Source organism: Anaerospora hongkongensis (genome assembly GCF_004339805.1).
In the GTDB taxonomy this organism is placed as follows: Bacteria; Bacillota; Negativicutes; order Sporomusales; family DSM-15969; genus Anaerospora; species Anaerospora hongkongensis.
In genome coordinates, this window is sequence record NZ_SLUI01000025.1 from 1 (window position 1) to 17220 (window position 17220).

Annotated in this window: 18 protein-coding genes and 1 tRNA gene; 10 read left to right on the forward strand and 9 right to left on the reverse strand. The window is 47.8% G+C overall.

The features are described from left to right. Positions 1–172: 172 nt before the first annotated feature. The 3 genes from EV210_RS21725 to EV210_RS21735 all read right to left on the reverse strand — a co-directional run bounded on the left by EV210_RS21725 (position 173) and on the right by EV210_RS21735 (position 2971). A complete protein-coding gene (locus tag EV210_RS21725) occupies positions 173–1774 on the reverse strand; it encodes an IS1182 family transposase (RefSeq protein WP_132083602.1) in 1602 nt (533 codons plus the stop codon). A 79-nt stretch (positions 1775–1853) separates the two neighbouring features. Then, the gene (locus tag EV210_RS21730; RefSeq protein WP_132083604.1) at positions 1854–2033 is read right to left on the reverse strand and encodes an aspartyl-phosphate phosphatase Spo0E family protein; all 180 of its coding nucleotides are present in this window, start codon (positions 2031–2033) and stop codon (positions 1854–1856) included. Between the two features lie 107 nt (positions 2034–2140). Further along, positions 2141–2971, reverse strand: a complete 831-nt coding sequence (locus tag EV210_RS21735; RefSeq protein ID WP_132083606.1) for an AraC family transcriptional regulator — start codon at positions 2969–2971, stop codon at positions 2141–2143. Positions 2972–3343: 372 nt separating this feature from the next. On the opposite strand from EV210_RS21735, the gene EV210_RS21740 reads away from it, so the two are divergent. The 8 genes from EV210_RS21740 to EV210_RS21775 all read left to right on the forward strand — a co-directional run bounded on the left by EV210_RS21740 (position 3344) and on the right by EV210_RS21775 (position 12788). Then, positions 3344–5548 (forward strand): TonB-dependent receptor, encoded by a 2205-nt coding sequence (locus tag EV210_RS21740; protein WP_132083608.1) that lies wholly within the window; start codon positions 3344–3346, stop codon positions 5546–5548. Positions 5549–5628: 80 nt separating this feature from the next. After that, positions 5629–6618 (forward strand): ABC transporter substrate-binding protein, encoded by a 990-nt coding sequence (locus EV210_RS21745; protein WP_132083610.1) that lies wholly within the window; start codon positions 5629–5631, stop codon positions 6616–6618. Then, positions 6605–7657 (forward strand): FecCD family ABC transporter permease, encoded by a 1053-nt coding sequence (locus tag EV210_RS21750; RefSeq protein WP_132083612.1) that lies wholly within the window; start codon positions 6605–6607, stop codon positions 7655–7657. Before EV210_RS21745 ends, EV210_RS21750 begins: the two co-directional genes overlap by 14 nt. Beyond that, on the forward strand, positions 7657–8697 hold the full coding sequence (locus EV210_RS21755) for a FecCD family ABC transporter permease (protein ID WP_132083614.1): 1041 nt from the start codon (positions 7657–7659) through the stop codon (positions 8695–8697). Before EV210_RS21750 ends, EV210_RS21755 begins: the two co-directional genes overlap by 1 nt. A 16-nt stretch (positions 8698–8713) precedes the next feature. Continuing rightward, positions 8714–9514 carry an ABC transporter ATP-binding protein gene (locus EV210_RS21760; protein ID WP_132083616.1) on the forward strand — a complete coding sequence of 267 codons (801 nt, stop codon included), beginning with the start codon at positions 8714–8716 and terminating at the stop codon, positions 9512–9514. 13 nt (positions 9515–9527) lie between these two features. After that, positions 9528–10283: a nucleotide-binding protein gene (locus EV210_RS21765; protein WP_132083618.1), complete on the forward strand. Its 756-nt coding sequence runs from the start codon at positions 9528–9530 to the stop codon at positions 10281–10283. Beyond that, the gene (locus tag EV210_RS21770) at positions 10280–11578 is read left to right on the forward strand and encodes a nitrogenase component 1 (protein WP_132083620.1); all 1299 of its coding nucleotides are present in this window, start codon (positions 10280–10282) and stop codon (positions 11576–11578) included. Before EV210_RS21765 ends, EV210_RS21770 begins: the two co-directional genes overlap by 4 nt. Then, positions 11559–12788, forward strand: a complete 1230-nt coding sequence (locus EV210_RS21775; protein ID WP_132083622.1) for a nitrogenase component 1 — start codon at positions 11559–11561, stop codon at positions 12786–12788. The genes EV210_RS21770 and EV210_RS21775 overlap by 20 nt, the downstream gene beginning before the upstream one ends. Positions 12789–13095: 307 nt before the next feature. On the opposite strand, the gene EV210_RS21780 is transcribed toward EV210_RS21775, so the two are convergent. The 5 genes from EV210_RS21780 to EV210_RS21805 form a co-directional block, all read right to left on the reverse strand. Then, the gene (locus EV210_RS21780) at positions 13096–13521 is read right to left on the reverse strand and encodes an acyl-CoA thioesterase (protein ID WP_132083624.1); all 426 of its coding nucleotides are present in this window, start codon (positions 13519–13521) and stop codon (positions 13096–13098) included. 200 nt (positions 13522–13721) lie between these two features. Then, entirely contained in the window at positions 13722–14039 is a 318-nt protein-coding gene (locus EV210_RS21785; RefSeq protein ID WP_132083626.1) for a type II toxin-antitoxin system RelE/ParE family toxin, read from the reverse strand. After that, on the reverse strand, positions 14023–14310 hold the full coding sequence (locus tag EV210_RS21790) for a type II toxin-antitoxin system prevent-host-death family antitoxin (protein ID WP_132083628.1): 288 nt from the start codon (positions 14308–14310) through the stop codon (positions 14023–14025). The genes EV210_RS21785 and EV210_RS21790 overlap by 17 nt, the downstream gene beginning before the upstream one ends. 678 nt (positions 14311–14988) lie before the next feature. Beyond that, positions 14989–15063, reverse strand: a tRNA-Gly gene (locus EV210_RS21800). Positions 15064–15119: 56 nt separating this feature from the next. Then, entirely contained in the window at positions 15120–15755 is a 636-nt protein-coding gene (locus tag EV210_RS21805) for a ribonuclease H1 domain-containing protein (RefSeq protein WP_132083630.1), read from the reverse strand. Positions 15756–15942: 187 nt separating this feature from the next. Here EV210_RS21805 and EV210_RS21810 point away from each other — a divergent pair, with 187 nt between their 5' ends. Then, positions 15943–16173, forward strand: a complete 231-nt coding sequence (locus EV210_RS21810) for a hypothetical protein (RefSeq protein WP_132083632.1) — start codon at positions 15943–15945, stop codon at positions 16171–16173. Between the two features lie 42 nt (positions 16174–16215). On the opposite strand, the gene EV210_RS21815 is transcribed toward EV210_RS21810, so the two are convergent. Then, a complete protein-coding gene (locus tag EV210_RS21815) occupies positions 16216–16542 on the reverse strand; it encodes a helix-turn-helix domain-containing protein (RefSeq protein ID WP_132083634.1) in 327 nt (108 codons plus the stop codon). A gap of 148 nt (positions 16543–16690) precedes the next feature. Between EV210_RS21815 and EV210_RS21820 the strand changes: the two genes are divergently transcribed. After that, a complete protein-coding gene (locus tag EV210_RS21820; RefSeq protein ID WP_132083636.1) occupies positions 16691–16894 on the forward strand; it encodes a hypothetical protein in 204 nt (67 codons plus the stop codon). Positions 16895–17220: the final 326 nt, after the last annotated feature.

The window sequence follows — 17220 nt, forward strand, 5'->3', positions numbered from 1 at the left end:
AAAAGGGGCTGTCGCAAAATGCTTTTTGAAAAAAAGCGTTTTGTGGCAGCCTTCTTTGCTTGAGCAGATAAAATATAGGCGAAAAAGAATAAAAAAAGAAGCTCATCTTCCGTTTATGCCATAGCAAAACAGAGGAAGCCTCTTCCCCAACAAAAAAGTCTATCTGTAATTATCAGCCTGCTTTGGGAGTATGCAAGTAAGTTCCACAGCGACCTCTTTGGATTTTGTTGTGGAGTTTGTTTAGGTTATACCCCATACACAGCAATAGAAATTCGGTTTGCACCTTGGTGCTCCCTCTCATAAGAAAACGTCGGAAGCCCCTATCTTCTTTCAGTACTCCGAAAGCTCCCTCCACTTGAATCGAGCGGTTCACGCGTAACAAAATACCTTCTTTACTTTGGATTCGTTCCTGCATTTCTTGGCGCTGCCGGAGAAACGTTTTCGACACATGCAAATTTTTGATCCTCTGTTCCAGCGGCTTTTTGCTTGCTCCTTTGATGCATTGCTCTTTATGCCGGCAGCCTGCACACTCTGTGCAAGTGTATACCGTTGTTGTGATGGCATACCCGGCCTTTGATCGAGTCTTTTTTTCATACGCTGCCTGGATGAGGTGCCCCTCATGGCAGAGGTAGCTGTCACTTTCGGCATCGTATGCCAGATTCTCTCTTTTGCCAATGTCACTTTTGTACTTGCGGGTTTTGCTTGCCTCATAATTCCCCGGTTTGATGAAGGCTGTTTGCCCATTTTCTTCGCACCAGGTATAATTCTCTTCACTTTCAAATCCAGCATCGGCTACCGGCTTGGTATACCCTAGTCCCTGAAGCTTCTTTAGCATGGGGATCAAAGTCTGGCTGTCGCTTCGCTCCTGTGTAATGCTTGCAGCTACAATATATTCGGCATCCACTGCCAAGGTAGCATTGTAGCCTGGTTTTAACTGTCCATTTTTCATATGGTCTTCTTTCATCCGCATAAAGGTGGCATCCCGGTCCGTTTTTGAAAAGCTGTTTCGTTCCCCGAAGCTGTGGTTGTAGTCGTCATAACTCTTCTGTCGGACCAGGTAGTGTTCCACCATTTCAACCGCCCGCTGCAGTTCGCTTTTCCGCTGCCCTTTGCCGTGAACAAAGGCAATCTGTTGTTGGATTTGCAGCGTCTTTAGCCGTTTGCGCAGCTTCTTCAAGTTTTTGGCCTTGATCGTTGAACCGATGGAAAAACGCAGCCCCAATTTTGCTGCCAATGTCGGCAGTTCTTCTTTCATTTTAGCTTGCATCTTTTGCTCCTGGGTTTGTGTCGCCTTCTTCCAGACAAACGTGTACCGGTTGGCATTAGCCTCTAGTTTGGTACCGTCGATAAATACGCTCGACAGTGATAGTTCGCCTGCAGCAGCCAACTGCTCGACAAGCTGAGCAAACAGGTCATCGAGTACTTCCGTTAGTCGTTCACTTCGAAACCGGGCGATGGTGGCGTGATCGGGTGCTTTTTCTCGCCCTAACAAATACATGAAGTTAACGTCCCGACGACAAGACTGTTCCAGCTTGCGGCTGGAATAGATGCCGTTCATGTACCCATAAACAAGAACTTTAAATAGACGCTTCGGTGATCTCTCGATTCTCCCCATTCGGGAGTACGTAGTGTTCAGTTTGCTATAATCCAGCCTTTCTAACACTGCGCTGAGTAACCGTACCGAGTCATCTGCCGGGATCATCTCGCCGATGTCCATCGGCAAGACCAGTTGATATATAGTTGTGTCTGTTATATAATTTTCTTGTATTTTCATGTTCTGACAAACTTGATTTTACAACAAAAAAATGGCTCCCGGCTACTGCCGGTGCCATTTTTTTGTTTTCAGAACTATCTTAGTGCGACAGCCCCTTGCACTTTTGCTTAATCAAATTATCATACTTATTAAGCACTTCATTTAATTCCTGGCTTACCTTGACAATCTCGGGATCACAAAAGCATTTCCCGTGGGAAGTTACATGCAGCCGCGAGCGCAATTTTTCAATAATCTCTCTTAATTCCTCGATTTGGTCCACGCTACCACCCCGACATAAGAATCTCTGTTCCTTATTATTGAAAATTACGGACGGCTTTATCAGCTTTTTAAACAAAAAAATAGCCTACCACAAGATAGGCCACTTTATCAGAGTGCTTTATGCAATCCGGCGTACCCTCTTAGTGTGCTGGGACTAAAACCGGTCCGCTTTTTAAACAGCTTGCTAAAATAAAAAGGATCAGCATACCCTACGCGAAGTGAAATATCCGCTACGGAAGAAGCGGTAGTATATAACAGTTCCCGGGCACGCCTCACCCGGTGATCAATCAAATATTCCAGAGGCGCCATACCGGTATGCTTTTGAAACAGATAGGCAAACTGCTTGCTGTTTAGGCTGTACCGGCGGGCTAAGGCGGCTACGGTAAGCGGCTCCATATAATACTGCTGCATGTATTCCACTGCCTGCTCTACCAGGTCTCGCCCCCGCTCGCTATGCCGGCATTCGGCCGCTGTCAGGCTCTCCTCCAGAATATTGAAGAACAGCGATTTAGCCTGTAATGCCGGCAGTTGCCCCGGAGTTATGCATACATCATATAAACGGTGCAGCAGCTCATGAACGCGAGGACTGTGACCTAAATCAAGCTGGTAATGCGTAAAGGCCTGAGGAAACTCTGCTTTATCCTTATCGTCAACCTGATAATGAATGACCATATAGTTCCATTCGGCGCCTCCCACAACCTCTTTGTCCAAAGCGATATTCGGTCCGCTGTGAAAAATCTTCCCCGGTTCCATCTCATATGGTACACCGCTAAAAAACATTCTTGCCCGTCCTTTTAGAGGGAAAATCAAAGCCGAAACCGGTGGAGTCACCACACCAAAGCACTTTTTTCCCGGTGGTACAACCGCTCTAACCACATCAATAATTTCAAATCGTATTCGTGAAAAATTTCCTGCCAGTTGGTTAACATCCACATTCATTCCTGACCCTCCCCTCTGCAATTAACTGTCGCCATATGTGCCCCAAACAAATGATAGTAATTATCATTTGTTTTTTATTTATAACTATAGTAATTTTCCGCAGGAATGTCAAACCCTGAAAAGCCATTCTAGCCTCACAAGGCAAAGAAAACGACTCAAACCTGAGCTTTTCCACCCCCATAGTACTGGCAAGTTTCGTAAAATATCCATTCTCTCCGGCTTCCTGCCGGAGATATGGGGGATTATTTAGTTGTATTCCTTGTAATCTCTCCATTCTCGCCAGCGATTCTATTTGGTATTCTAAAGATATTATTTTATCGTCATTGATATTAATTATCATTACGTGTTACCATTAGAAAAGGAGCTGACACTATGCAAGCATTATCTCCTGCCAAACGGCGGCTGCTTTGCGCCCTGATCGGCAGCAGCCTGTTCTGGTATATACCCGCTGCTAAAGCAGTTGCAGCCCAGCAGGACTTTATCCTGGAAGGAGTTGAAGTAACTGCCAGCCGTGAAACGCTGCCGCCAGCTTATGCGGGTGGACAAGTGGCCCGCGGTGCCACTCTCGGCGCACTGGGCAGCAGGGATTTTATGGATACCCCCTTCAACGTCACCAGCTATACCGCCCAAACTATCGAGGATCAGCAGGCTGAAACCCTATACAATGTGCTCATCAACGATCCGTCTGTCCGTTTTACCACGCCTACCGGACAAGTGGGTGAATACTACAAAATCCGGGGCCTGGATGTAAGTCATGACCATCTCTATTTTAACGGTATGCAGGGGCTGGCCCCACAGCACCGTGTTCCTGTTGAATTTCTCGAACGGGTAGAAGTACTCAAAGGCCCTGGTTCCTTTTTATACGGCGGCGCCAACGCCTCGGTAGGCGGAGCGATCAACCTGGTGCCCAAGCGGGCCGGTGAAGAAGATATCACAGCCTTTACCACAAGCTATACCTCCTCTTCCCAATTAGGCGGTCATCTCGACATTGGCCGACGGTTCGGAAAAAACAAAGAATGGGGCATCCGCTTTAATGGCTTATATGCAGATGGGGATACCGAAACCGACGGTCAATCCCGGGAACGGCTGGTGGGCGCATTAGGCATAGATTATCGTAATGACCGGTGGCGCCTGTCTCTCGATGCCTATGGATCTCAGGATAATTATGAGAACGGCCTCGTCTCTATGTATTATTTACCAGCCTACGGCTATGTAAAAGCGCCGGATGGCTCCACGAATTTATATAAAGGAACGTCAGGCTCTGTACGAAATAATGGCACCTTGTTTAAAGGCGAATATGACCTGCGGGATAATCTAACTGCCTATGCCGGTATCGGTACATCATCCGTCAGAGCAACAGGGTTTATCAATGGCAACCACGTTACAAGTCTGCAAGCCGATGGAACGGCACGTGTCCGTGATGTTTTCAAGCAATACTTCTGGTCCGACACAACTGCTTCCGAACTGGGACTGCGGGGAACTTACCAGACCGGTTCTGTAAAACATCAGCTGGTTTTAGGCGGCAACTTTATGAATATGGACTATTCCAGTGTTTTTAATAGCTACCGCACCATATACGGAGCTGCTGCCAGCAGCGGATTGAATTCAATAGATATTCATCACCCAGGATCACTTGCCAGCTATTTTAACAGTCTGCCTTGGAAGAGCAAAGGCAAGAAGACTGCAACCACTGATCTCTCCAGTGTACTTCTGGCCGACACCCTTTCCTTCAACGAGGAAAAGCTGCAGGTAACCTTAGGTGTGCGCCAGCAAAACGTGAATACCAAAAGTTTTAATGCAACCACAGGCGCCCGGACTGCAGAATATGACGCGGCTAAGACGCTGCCGATGGTTGGCTTCGTCGTCAAACCCTGGGGCAACTCAGTCGCCCTCTATGGCAACTACATTGAGGCACTTTCCCCCGGTGCCGAGGTCGGCGCAAACTTAGGCTATACAAACTCTGGTCAGCTGATGGCGCCCTATCTGAGCAAACAAAAAGAAATCGGCGTTAAATGGGACCGAGGCAAATTTGCCAATACATTATCCTTGTTTGAAATCAACCGTCCCAACACAATGGTTATCATCAACAGCCTCAATGAAAAAACGCAGACCTACGACGGCAATCAGGAAAACCGCGGCATTGAATGGAGTACCTTTGGCGAATTAGCCAAGAACGTACGTCTTTTGGGCGGCATCTCCTATCAGCGGGGTGAAATCACCAATGCAACCGATGCCTCAACAAAAGGCAACACCCCATTTGGCATTCCCAAATGGACAATGAATGCCGGAGTAGAGTGGGACACGCCATGGAATAAGGATTTGACACTGTCGCTCAGGACTATCTACACCGGCTCCCAATTTATTGATAATGGGAACACCATAAAACTCCCCAGCTGGGTACGCTATGATATCGGCGCGCGGTACAAAACTGTAACGAATAACATACCGGTCACCTACCGTCTCAGTGTGGAAAACGTATTTGACAAGCATTACTGGGCAGGCGTCTTCAGCGTAGAAAACTATGCGACCTTAGGCGGCCCCCGAACTGTGAAGCTATCGGCAACTATGCAGTTCTAAACAATCAGGTATGTCAGCATTATGCTGCCATACCTGATTGTGGTCCACAAACCAAACCATATTTATATTGGGGGAGCAGAATGAAAAAACTGATGACACTCATCTTCTCACTCGCGCTTTTGACAGGATTGCTGACTGGCTGCGCCGGAGCACCTCAGGGAAACGCTGCTGACACGGCACCTAAGGCAGCAGCCGGCAGCCCCTCCTGGCCACGGACGATAACTGACGCGGCTGGGAAGAAGGTAGTTTTGCAAAAGCCTCCTAAAAGAATTGCCCTCCTTCACTCGCTGTACCTGGAATATTTCTTTGCACTGGGAACACCGCCGGTTGCATCAATGGGTGCTTCAACAGGCAATGCGATGAAGGCGCTAGAAACCTGGGAAACACTTAAACCTTATGCAGGAACCGCCGATATTATCGACTTAGGCAGTGCCCGTGATTTGAATTTAGAGGCGATCTTAGAAGCAAAACCAGATGTGATTGTTACCTTCAAAGGTCAGGGCCATCTAGATAAGGTTTACGATCAACTAGTACAGATTGCCCCTGTAATTCAGGTGGATTTTAATGCCTCCTGGCAAACTCAAACCCTGGCCTGCGCTGAAATTGTCGGCAAAGAAGCTTTTGCTCAAGATTTTATTCAAGAAACGGAAACTATCATTTCTGCCGCTAAGAATAAGCTGAGCAGCCACCGTGGCAAAACGCTTGCGCTTTTCCGTACAGATGGCAAATCCTTTATCTCGCGCGGTACTAAGGATTATTACAATACCTTTGGAATTCACATGCCTTCAGGCTATCCGGATTATTATCAAGCCTTGTCTCTGGAAGCCGTCGCCGCGATGAAGCCAGACTATATTGTTTTTCAGGACTCCAGCCAAAATGCCCACTCATTTGTAAAATCACAGGAAGCTTCCTCCGTATGGCAGGCATTACCTGCCGTAAAAAATGGACATGTACTCTATTTTGACGATTCGCTAAATACCTTTGGCCCTCTTGCTATGCGGCTTACGGCAGAAAAACTGGTCCAGGCATGGGAGAACAATGAGGTCAAGCAATTCCATGAGGCAAATTAACCTACCGGAAAGTTCGTCTCAAAATATCCAAACCGGAACCAACCGCCAGTTGGCAATAATATGGCTGATTCTCATAGGCGGCCTGGGACTGCTGGCTCTGGTCATGGCGTTTTCCATTACGAGGGGCGCAGCACAAATTCCGCTGTCCTCGGTATGGGATGCGCTGCTTTCATTTAATGCACAGAATACCGAGCATCTGATCATGATTGACTTGCATCTGCCCCGTGTGATTGCCAGTGCGTTGGTAGGTGCTGCTTTCGCGGTAGCAGGCGCTATTATGCAGGGTACGACGCAAAACCCCATGGCCGATTCGGGCCTAATGGGCTTAAATGCCGGGGCAGGTTTTGCCTTATCGATCTGTTTTGCATTTTTTCCCGGCCTGGGCTATCTGCAAATTATCCTTTGTTCCTTTTTAGGAGCAGCATTGGGGGCAGCACTGGTAAACGGAATTGCGGCCTTCACGCGCGGGGGCAGCAGTCCGATGCGGCTTGTCTTAGCAGGAGCAGCCGTCAGCGCACTCTTAGCAGCCCTCAGCCAGGGCATCGCCCTGTATTTCGGCGTAGCCCAAAACATCATGTTCTGGACAGCAGGGGGCGTCGCCGGTTCTAACTGGCAGCAGATTAACCTGATGACGCCATGGATTGTGGGAGCATTACTGGGGGCCATCCTGCTCGCTCCTTCAATTTCCCTTCTCAGTCTTGGTGATGATGTGGCAAAAGGGCTGGGACTGAAGACCGGTACGGTTAACGCTCTGTGTTCCTTGATTGTACTAGTGCTGGCAGGGACTTCGGTCTCCGTTGTGGGTGCTGTAGGCTTTGTCGGCCTTATCATCCCCCATATGGCGCGTTATCTTGTCGGTGTTGATTATCGCCGGATCATTCCGTCATCAGCAGTACTGGGCGCACTGCTGATGGTAACCGCTGATCTGGGTGCCCGCACGCTCAATCCCCCCTTTGAAACACCCATTGGCGCACTGATTTCCCTTGTTGGCGTTCCCTTCTTCCTGTATCTGGCGCACCGGCGAAGGAGGTGGCTGTAATGCTGAGTCTCCAGCAGAAGACGGAAGCTTACAAACGAAAGATCGCCTTGCGCAATACGACTATTATTCTCGGATGCGCAGTGCTGCTGCTGATTTCCTTTATTATCAGCATGAACACCGGCTATACAAAGCTCTCCCCGCAAGATACACTGCGTACTCTGTTCGGCGGCGGAACGGACAAGGAAAATCTAATCCTGTTTTCTTTTCGCCTGCCCCGTATTGTGATTTCTATCCTCATTGGCGCCGGACTGGCTTTATCCGGCTGCATCATTCAGGGTATCTCGAAAAATGCGCTGGCAGAACCCGGTCTGTTGGGCATCAATGCAGGAGCGGGACTGATGGTGATTCTGTATGTGCTGTTTTTCGGTGCCCATTCTTTTCTGTCGGTGTTTACCTTGCCATTTCTTGCGCTGACAGGCGCAGGCCTGACCGCAATCATAATCTATAGGCTTACTTTTAAAAAAGGGGAGGGAGTGGCACCTATGCGCCTGATTCTTACCGGCGTAGCGGTACAGGCAGGCATTTGGGCGCTGACCACCGTCCTTGTGGTCAGGCTGGACGATTCCCAGTTTGATTTTGTGGCAGCGTGGCAGGCGGGCAGCATCTGGGGCAGCAACTGGAAGTTTGTGCTGGCACTGCTGCCATGGCTTTGCCTCTTGATTCCCTATGTCCTGCTAAAATCCCGCGTGCTGGATGTGCTGAACTTAGGTGATGAGCTGGCCTATAGTTTAGGTGCTTCTGTGGAGCGCGAACGGCGCAGACTGCTGGCCGCAGCTGTTGCCCTGGCAGCCTCCTGCGTGGCGGTCAGCGGCAGCATCAGCTTCGTAGGGCTGATTGCGCCTCACCTGGCGCGGCGGCTTGTAGGGCCTAAGCACAGCATTCTCTTGCCCGCCTGCACGCTCACAGGGGCAGTGCTGGTATCGGCGGCAGATACAATTGCGCGGGTGATTGTACAGCCGGCCGGTATTCCTACCGGTATCATGGTGGCAATTATCGGTGCACCGTACTTTCTCTACCTCCTGACAAAAAGTAACCGCTAGCGAAAGGGTAATAGATATGAACAGCATTGCAACAAAAAATTTAGCGATTTCCTATGAAGATAATCTTGTTGTTACCGATTTGGCGCTACAGATCCCGCAGGGGAAACTCACGGCAATCATTGGTCCAAATGGCTGCGGTAAGTCTACGGTGCTCAAAGCTGCGGGTCGCCTCCTGACACCAAAATGCGGTATGGTTTATCTGAACGGGGAAGACATCCGCCGCTTTTCTACCCGGGAGGTGGCTCAGAAAATGGCAATTTTACCCCAGTCGCCGCAAGCTCCGCCGGGGCTGACGGTAGGGGAACTAGTAGCCTACGGCCGCTTTCCCCACCAGCAGGGTTTCGGCAAACTGAAGCCGGAGGATAAAAGAATCATTGCCTGGGCACTAGAGGTAACTAGGCTCGCCGAGTTTGCAACCACATCTGTAGACACACTCTCCGGCGGGCAGCGCCAGCGCGTTTGGATTGCTATGGCCCTCGCTCAGCAAACTGAGCTTATTTTGCTGGACGAGCCAACCACCTATCTCGATCTATCCTACCAATTGGAGGTTTTGGAACTATTGTACCGGCTGAACAGGGAGCAAGGCTGTACCATTGCAATGGTACTTCATGACTTAAACCTGGCAGCGCGGTTTGCCGACCATATGATAGCGATTCGTGGCGGAAAAATCATCCGGCACGGCTCGCCGGAAAACGTAATGACACCTAAAGTTCTCCGGGAAACATTTTGCATTGACGCGGTAATTGGTACCGACCCCCGCACAGGCAGACCCACTTGTATTACCTATGATCTCATTAAAGAAAATGCTCGTACATGAAAGAAGGTGCCAAATGAAGAAAATTGCGATTTACGGTAAAGGCGGCATCGGCAAATCGACTACCGTTTCCAATACAGCAGCTGCGATTGCTGCTATGGGACTGACGGTGCTGCAAATCGGCTGTGATCCGAAGGCTGATTCTACCCGGAATCTGACCGGTGGAAAAAACATCCCTACCGTCCTGGATATCCTGCGTAAAAAAGGTGATGCCGAACTTACTGACCTTGTAACGAAAAGCAGCACAGGCGTGCTATGCGTAGAATCAGGCGGGCCTGTGCCCGGCGTAGGCTGCGCCGGGCGCGGCATTATTACGGCCTTTGAAAAACTGGAGGAGCTAAATGCTTATGAAGTTTTTAAACCGGACGTGGTGCTGTACGATGTGCTGGGTGATGTGGTCTGCGGCGGCTTTTCCATGCCGATCCGCGGCGGCTATGCCGATGAGGTGTGCATTGTTACATCCGGTGAAATGATGTCTCTTTATGCGGCAGCCAACATCGCCCACGCTGTCAAAAGTTTTGGCAAACGCGGCTATGCCTCGCTGCGCGGCTTAATCCTAAATGCTAAAAACATTGAAAATGAAAACGACCTGGTAGATAAAGCAGCTACTGAGATACAAACTCCGGTTCTGTACCGCCTGCCACGCGATCCCTTTGTTCAACAGGCTGAGTCTGAGGGGAAAACGGTAGTAGAGGCCTTTCCCGCTTCCACCATGGCAGAGCATTATCAAACACTAGCCAAGCTGCTGCTGGAAGGAGGCACCCGCCCGTGAACGAACTGCAGCACTTAAAGCGCCTATCGGCGCTAAGATCGGGTACAGGGATAAAGTTCCTGACACCTGCCGTCGCACCCGGCAGTCATTGCCCAATGCGCATTGCATCGGTAAATGTCGAGAACATTAGCGGCTTGTCTTCCCTGCTCGTTGGGATGCCGGAGTGCACTACCTACTCACGGCTGTTCAATCCCAAACCGGAAGGCCGGAACGGGGAACTGCACTGGCTGTACGTGCTGGATGCAAACGAAGTAGTATTCGGGTGCCGCGCAGGTCTCACGGCTGCTCTCAAAAAAATGGCCAGGGCCGGAGCAAAGGCTATTGTGCTGATTATCACCTGTGTGCCCGAATTAATCGGCGAAGATATCGAAGGAATACTTGAGGAAATGCGGCCGGAACTCACCATACCTGTTACCTTTGTCATGCTGGGCCAGTTTAAGAATACCAGTTATCCTTCAGGCTCCTGGAAGACGATGGAGGCCATTGGCACCCTGATGAAGGTGCAGGAAACGGATTGCCGGCGCATTAACGTACTAGGCCGGTCTCCGATAGAAAAGCATATTCCCTTATCCCCTCTGCTGCCGGCGCTGGAAGGCCATGGACTTAGGCTGCGCTGCCTGGCCCCCGGGGCCTCACTGGAAGACTTCCAAAGTGCTCCTGATGCCGCCTTAAATATTGTAGTTTCCCCTTTTATGGAACCGCTTGCCGCCAAAATGGAGCGACAATTCGGCATTCCCTACATTGCCCTGCATACGCACTATGCTGTAGAAGCGATCGACAGAGTATATACCGATCTTGCCCAGCGGTTTAACTTTTCCTGGGGTGACGAATTTGCAGAATCGCGCCGTCAAGCCCTTACCTTGCAAAGGGAAGCCCAAAACAGATTACAAGGACTGCGATTTGTATTCTCGCTCCGGATTGATATTGCTCTCCCCCTGGCTGTCTATCTTACGGCACTGGGTATGGAGCCGCTGCTGCTGCATCTGGAGGAATTTTATCCCGAAGACAAGGCCTATGCCGAAAAGCTTACCGCCATGGGGCATAATCCCTGGATCTGCCGAATGACAAATGAGGCAGCCGATTTACCGCTTTTAGAAAAACTGGCTCCCGATATCTGCTTTGGCTATCTGCCCGAACTATCTGGAGCCATTCCCTGCGTACCGGAAATGCTCGATTTCTACGGACAGACAGGGTACGATCGGACGGGCAGCCTGCTGTCCAGAATTTTAGGCGTGCTGGACAAACTCAATATGTCTGTCAAAGGAGGACCTGCATATGGGACTGCATCGCTTTAAGCCGTTGCCTTCAGGCCGCATGGGAATTCTTTGGACACTTGCTACCATTCAAAATGCCGCACTCATTGAGTTCGGCTGCATGGGGCACATGCTCTACAGCGGAGTAACCTTAAAAAGGGCGGGCGTGCATGACGCCTGTAAGCTTTACTCTACGCACATTGATGAAACAGATATTGTTCTCGGCGGTACTGAGCGGCTGTATCATACCATTGCTCATGTTGTACAGCGTGATCAGCCACGGGTGATTTTTCTGGTGCCTTCTTCCATCCCAGAGATCATTGGAACCGATCTTGCGGCAATCTGTGAGGAGTTTCAGCCCGAGTTTCCCGGTACTCATCTGCTGCCATTCGGTTATGGCGGTTTTCAGGTAACACAGCACCGCGGTGTGCAGGAGACGCTTTGGCAGCTTGCCACAACCTTACCGCTGCCGGTCAGCCGCACCACCCAACCTACTTTTAATATTATTGGCTCCTGTGCCGATCTGTTCCGCTTTCAGGCCGACGCAGGCGAAATGATCCGCCTCATAACAGGTGCTTTTGGTATCCAGCCACTATGTATCATGACATCTAATACAACCATTGAAGCTATTGAACAAATGGGCGGCGCCCACCTCAATCTTGTTATCCGGCGCGAAGGCGAGCCTGCCGCCAAGCACCTCAAACAGCGATTCGGAACGCCCTATCTGCTGGGACGTCCCTATGGCCTGGAAGGAAGCAGACGCTGGCTGGAAGCTATTGCGAACATTGCAGGACTGCCTGTCAATGACGCTTTCGTAAAAGCCGAGCAGGAAATCACTCGCAAACAGCTGGCACCGGCAATGCCCGGCCTCCGGCACATCATTCGCGCGCACCCGGCAGAAGCAATGCTGTCATTAGGAGGACATGCCGATGTAGTCAGCGGCATACTTGGCTTTGGCTGCGGCGAGCTTGGCCTGGCCAAAGGAACCTGCTGGTGCGACTGTCCTGATATGGGAACCGAAGAAATCCCTTATTTTTCGGAAGATGAGTGGTCCCAGGCAATACAGGAGCAGGCCAGCGGCTATCTCATGGCGAGCGGCGAAGCCCTGGAATGGGCAGGCCGCAATCGAGAGCTGCAAATTTCTAATCCTGACACAAAATGGCGTCTCTACCCCTACGATCCTCCCCTGACAGGTTTCCGCGGTGCTGTTCACCTGACCAATCTCTTGATGAATGAGGAAATTGAAGATTAATCAGCAAAAAGGCGTGTACCTTATCGGGTACACGCCGACCGAAGCTAAATAAAAAGCTGTTCAACTAAAGTGAACAGCTAACCCGCTTTGCATGATCTATGCGCTTCTGCCTTCTTATTCCGGTTTAGGCATCATTTCATACTCTAAGCGGGAAGAGAATCACTCAACATTGATAAATAGGTAAAGGTAACTTGTTGGCTTATAAAGTTAAGCCCAAATGCAAAAACAGCCTACCAACAAAACACGGGGACAGGGAGTATGTTTCATTATTGCAAACAATATCCCTGTCCCCGTGTTTCTATTTAGCTTATAGCTTATTAAATTTTTCCAGTATTTCTTTTTCTTCCTCTGTTATTGGTTCATCAATCACAATGTTGTGAGGTATTTTTTGCTTGTTGCCATCGATGCAAACAAAGGTCGAAAAACCCTCTGCAACTTTAATATTTGTATTGTTTCTAAGAGCCTTCGTATAAACTGTAAGACTTGTCTTTCCAGCTTTCACTGCTGTTGATACAAATCTAATCATATCTCCATTAAAAGAAGGTTTCAAGAATTTCATCGAATGAATTTCAACTGCAACTAAATGATCCTTCTCACCATATTTGCCATATAAGTTGGAGGCTCCCAGAAAAGTTGCTTCAGTAAACCACTCAGCTAATCTGGCTGCAAATAAAGTATCGTGATGATTCATATCTTTACCTGTCACTAATCTTGATGTTTCGTAACTTTTCATCTTTTTCCTTTTTTCCTCCCGTCTATGTTCGACTTACTGCTCGCTGTTTCTCAGCTAGTACTATGACTTATTATACCATAAATCTCCTTTTTCTTAGTAAGAAAAAGCCCGAGATGTAACTAACATCCAGCGTCTATCGTATCAAAATCGGTACGCAAAATGGTCCGCATTTCTAGCATTCACAACTGTATAGCCAAAACTTATAACAACCAGCTATAATCCTGCCGGGTATCCAAAAATGCATCCACATACACAGTATTTTCCTTAATCTGATAAACTAAGAGATACCTTTTTTCAAGTAAAAGCTTTCTATATTTCCCGGCAGGAATCATAGGGTCAGTCAACCACGGACTCCTTTCAGGAAACTGCTCCAGTGACTCAGTATGTTCCTGAAAAGAGTTAATAAGACGCATAGCTGCTGATTCACTAACCTGTGCTAGAAATCGCGCATGAGACACTAGCATTTGCGTGGCCTCATCAGAAATAACGACCGTATATTTTTTATTTCCGCTGTCCATCCAGGACCTCACGGACAACAGCTTTCATCATGGTAGATACTTCGTCTATGGAATGGCCGGACTTTCCTTTCATCCTGCCTTCCTCAGCAGCAAGCAAATTTTCTCTCAGCCGCAACATGCTTTCTCTTCTTGCAAAAGCCTCAATATCCATAACTACGAGATCACCCTCGCCATTTTTCGTTAAATAAACAGGCTCACCCGAGCGTTTGCACAGTGCGGATATTTCATTGTAGTTCTTACGGATTGCCGCGGAGGGCTTTATATTCATCATGCAAATCGTCTCCTTTAATAGCAGTAATATACTCTTATTATATGCTTATTTTACTACCAATAATTAAATTCGTCTATAGCATGACTTATAATGTAATCACGACCTCTTACAGATTGCCGTCCAATACCTTAACTACTTCCGCCTGCATTTCAGACAATACATGCACGTAAGTATCCTGTGTCATCTAGATTATTACGCTATTCCTGCAGCTTCTTATATCTCTACACCTCTGCCGCTATATCAGCATAACCAGATGGCCCACTTGCTAGTACATCGTCTTCTTTAATGGAACGAATTTTAAAAACAGGAGAATTGCATACGGGTTTATGATTTTAGAGGCGACTAATCAAGGGCTTGGTGCATGCATCGTGGGTGAATTGACAGTGAATTATTGAGTGTGAACAGCTCCCAATATTCTGTAATTAATCCGCGCAAACCCGAAGGCAAACTGCTTAACCGCCCCTCTGCCAAATAGTAATGTCGCGTAATTATACAACACCACGCATGGAACTCAACTCCAACATATCAGAAATCCTGCTGATAACTATCTTAAACGTAAACACTCTGTAAAATTAAAATTCTTCTCTCTAACTTCCGTAGAAAGCGCCATAGCATACTAATAGCATACAAACATAACAAAAAAAGCTCCAGGCAATTTGCCTGGAGCCTTGATATGCTTGGAGCGGGCAACGAGATTCGAACTCGCGACCCACGGCTTGGGAAGCCGGTACTCTACCACTGAGCTACGCCCGCTTATTAAGGCGTTAAGTTTTAACGCCTTTTTATTATATCGCAAGAAGTCTGAAAAATCAAGGCAGCTTCTTTAGTGCTTCCCCTGCAAGCTTGTCGGCCAGCTCATTGCCTTCTACACCGGTGTGTCCGGCAACCTTATGAAACCGCACCCACTCCAGGTAGCTGCGGATAAAAGCGGCATAGCTTTGCGTAATGGGATTATTGGTTTTCCATTTACCTGTAGCCCATTCGGAAATACCGATATAGTCATGATGGATGGTAATCACATCTACATCCTGCTGCTCTGCCCATTGGACGGCTTCAATCGTAGCTTCCAACTCACCGGCTACATTGCGAATGGCGACGGCATTTTCATCTTTGCCTACTCCGCTGGCGGTATGGATGACATTATCACCTTCATAAACGGCAAAGCCCCAGCTATATTGCTTCTTCGCATTGTCATAGCTGCCATCGACATAAATATCATAATGCTTCCCTTCCGGTGTTGTCGCTGTATGAACCAGTGGTTCTCCGGTACCGGTAGCTGCTGCCGGTGCTGTTCCGGCAATATATTCTTTGGCTTCCGCTTCTGTAGGGAAGCTTTTAAAAAGTGCGCCTTTAAAGCCAATGACCTGCTTCTGGCAATCTGCCCAGGTTGTGTATACGCCTGTGACCCGGCCCGCTTTAACACCATAATATTTTTTTGCTGCCATTGCTGATTCTCCTCTGTAATAACTTGTTCTATATATTCTGTTGAATAAACAAAACTCCTTGGATTGTTAGGAATATTATATCTGCTTGTCCCCGCAAAATGCGCTTGCGTCTAGCGCGCCGAAAGGCTATGATGAATAAATACAAAGCTGCAGAAAAAGTTATACTAATCACAAGGAGGCGGCTGTAATGAGATTAACGCGTAAGCAAAACGAAGCGAAAGCGCAGTCAGAAGTATCCCGCATGGAGCAGGCGGAGCAATTCGTAATTGAGTTTATCGGCAAAAAACCCTCGGAGAGCAAAAAAGCAAATCATATTTATACAAAACTTTTAGCGGCCAAAGATTTTGAAGCCACGAAGAAATGGTTCCTTGCCAATAAGGCAGAAGACTGGAACCAGGAAAAGCGCTACCGGAATTAATATCAGCGGTCCTACTGAGCAATACGCAAGTATGGCTCTTTTTTATTTATGGTTGGCAATCACCTTGGCAACATCAAAGATCAGCTGCCGCCTCTCCGGCGGACAATGATGCAGCAGCTTACCCATCTCATATTTCATATAATCCTGTGTTTGATAAGCTACCCCGGTTATAAAAAAACCGGGGTTAGTGTTTAGTACGGCTGCGATGCGAATCAGCATCTCCAAATTTATTTTCGTTTTTCCATTTTCAATCTGACTAATATAAACGGTAGAAACATCTAAATTTTCACCAAGTTTTTCCTGTGTAAAGCCTTTTTGCTTACGGGCTTTCTTAATTCTTTGCCCAATGGCATGGTAATCTATATGCATGCAATATCACCCAGTTGTACTATATCAATATCAGAAAATCATCAACATATATCTATTGCTTAATGTTAAGTAATCCATTAACATTAATTTGTAGATTAATATTGCTCCTGGCAGTTAATCGAAAATCCATTTTTCTAGGAATGGTGTAATGAAAAGATTATCAAAAGCGGAACAACAGGAATACGATCATTTATGCGCCAGGGTTCGCCAGTTAAGCGAGATCTTTGATCGTCTGGATGCGGCGAATATGGATACTGATGAAGTAGCTAAGGAGCTTGAGAAAGCACTGGATCAATGTACTGCGTTAGTTCAGCGGAAAAGAAAAATCCTCTCCTATGTAAAAAACATATGACAGGATTTTATCCGGCATGTTATTAAATACAATACGTATTCATTATAGCATTAAAATCAATTACCACAACAAATTACAGATAAGCAGGATATTCCTGCTTATTTTGCTATTTTACAGGCTGAATTGCACGTAAGCAGAAGACCAGATTCTCTTTCTCACGATGGAAGTTAATACACTGGCAGCACTTACCGTGTCTCGGACAGTCATTTTTGGGGCATGTACAGTTTTCCTCGTTACAGTTAGCCATCGTCAGCACCTCCAAAATTTATTATCTCAATTATAACATAGCTATGCTAAAGAAATATCTGTTATTTTACCAGAGGCAC